Raw genomic sequence first — 2,423 nt, forward strand, 5'->3', positions numbered from 1 at the left:
TGCGCTCAATTTCATTAACGAAGAGGTTGGTCTTGTAGTTTTCGAGATTGAGTTCATAGCGTCTTTCGCGTATGAATTCAGCAATTATCCTCTTTGCGTCTTTTTTATCCGCTACTTCGATTTCTTCTTTCTTTTGCTTAATTGCCTCTTCCTTGGACACCTTTTTGTACATCTTCTCAATTTGAGCAGGTGTCTTCTTTTCGAAGAGCGCTACTGTGGTTCCTCCTTCTTCAGAGGTTAAAAAGTAGCCCTTATATCCTTTTTGTTTGATAAGATTTTCGTAATAGTTAATAGCGTTAATATTTGGATTCTCTCTAGCTGCATCCTTCGCCCTCTGGAGTAATCCATCCTTATCTCCCTTAAAATCGTACAGCTCTTTTCGGGCTGTAAACACTTCGTATTGAGCTTTTCCTGGCTCAAATTCGGGGATGTAGTTTTCGCCACTTAAGTATGAGCGATCAATCCAGTGTTTAGGGTCGCTTTCTTTGCGTACAATGTCGCCACCCTTTAGCCCGACTCCGTACATGCTTGAGTCAAGCTCTACCAAATTTTCCTGAGCAGCCCAGCGTGTCAGCTCTAACATTTGAGCCTCGGGTAGGACGGTTAACGGGCTAACCCTGCGAACTTCTGCTATGCGAGCTTCCACAGATGGAAGAACTTCCTGTACCTTATCTACTACACCCTCGACCGGAACCTCGACCCCTTCCTTAATATCAACTACAGCCTTCTGGCCGTATTTTTGAGCTACCTTAACGGCTCCAGCTTCATTCTTGTGGGGGATGGCAACATTTATGTCGAGAGATGTCTCGCCGGCTTCCTTGTCAAATCTTGCCCCCACTGTGAGTTCGGGATATTTCTTGAGCAGGAGGTAATTTTCTTTATAGAATGTATCGACATCCTTCTCTGTCAGGTTGCCCTTGATCTTCTTGGAGAATTCAGGGAAGATCGGAATGGCGTATACTTTTTCGCCAGCCATATCACCCCTGGCCAGGTTGAAGAAGGATTTTCCACTCTCTAAGGTTGTTCTGGTCTGGCGGGTCACAATATTTTTCTGGGCTGCAATCTTTTCCTCTACAGCGCTCACCAGAATCTGGAGATTCTTACCGGCTGCCCCTCTCTGACTCTTGGGGATTTTGGGCATTAGCCCCATCCCTTTATTCCGTATCCCTTCCAGCATACGATCAGGTGTTACATGAGACCGCTCTATATGAAGCAAAGCCTGCTGTGGATCTGTCGCACCAAGCTTAACAAGTTCGCCAAGTGGAACTCCGTTAATCGGGTCGGTTTCGGTCAAAGGCTTGAATTTTCTGACAGCCTTCTGGACTTCAGCTATTTTCTCCTCTGAGGTTATGTAGGGTTTGATGGCCTCTTCTTTGGCCGGTTTAGCTACCCCCCCTGTGGGTTTAGCTTTCCTGGCGGATGGCTCGGATATTCTGGCCTGAATGCGCAGGTTGTTATGAATCTCATTGAGGCCCATCTGTCCGCCGGGGCTTGAAGCACTGTAAAGCATGCCGGTCCCCATGGCCTTGGCTACCTCTCGAGGGGGTGCCCCTTCTGCAGCTGACTGAACGGCCATGATGCCGCCCATTGCCGGGGCTCTTAAATACTGCTTGAATGGGGAGATGACGCGAAAGAGCTGTCCAAGTACACCCCTCTGACCCGCGCTAGCAATAGCTCCTATCAGTTCGCTTCGTGATTCCTTGTGGGCCTCTGCGGCTCCAAGAATTCCGGAGTAGGGAACATTAAGCGCAAACTCTGCGATTCCGGGGACCGCCCCACCTATGGCTTCCCCTAAGAGCTCGTTTACAAAGCTGGTGCCATCCTCCTTTGCTTTTTGTGTCCAGTAATCGGCATTATTTTCGTAAATATCAGCTATGTCGTTCCAGATGTCTGGCGACATTTTGAACATAGTCTTTTCTTCGACATACTCATTAATTGCGTCGAGATGCGTGCAAAATGTACCCATTCCGCGGTTAAATGCAGCCGCAGTATGATAGCCCAGCGAAAGGAAAGGCTTGACAAAAGGCGAAAGCACATCTGCAATATCCTTCTTGCTTTCTGCTGGAACTAGGCCATCTAGATTGTAAGGGGTTGGTTCATTTAGATCAGAGCGCTCATCAAGCTCAAGGCCCGTAAAATTGTAAGAAGTGTTCTTCATTTGCCCTCTTCTTTATGCTTTAAGAATTTTGTTCCCTGAACCTTTTAATATTTTCAGGAGTTACGGCATAGCCATTCTTCTTTAATATTATACCTATTTGCCGATCCGTCAAGTATTCTGCAGGAATTATTTCATCTCCTTCCTCTCTTGCCGCTGTTGCTTTTTGCTGCTGCTGTGGCTGCTGCGGAGCAGTTTCGCTCTGGGAACCCTCCTTGCGCTCAACTTTAAATAGATCAAAAAGTTCCTCTACAAATCCTTTTTTCTC

2 protein-coding genes are annotated in these 2,423 nt (G+C 47.0%); both read right to left on the minus strand.

The genetic code is table 11. The features are described from left to right. Positions 1–2,158: hypothetical protein (locus C4B57_12115; GenBank protein PXF50476.1), on the minus strand; the 2,158-nt coding region annotated here is incomplete at its 3' end. A 19-nt stretch (positions 2,159–2,177) separates the two neighbouring features. Further along, on the minus strand, positions 2,178–2,423 hold a 246-nt coding region (locus tag C4B57_12120), incomplete at its 5' end, for a hypothetical protein (GenBank protein PXF50477.1).

It is taken from the genome of Deltaproteobacteria bacterium (assembly GCA_003194485.1).
In the GTDB taxonomy this organism is placed as follows: domain Bacteria; phylum Desulfobacterota; class Dissulfuribacteria; order Dissulfuribacterales; family UBA3076; genus UBA3076.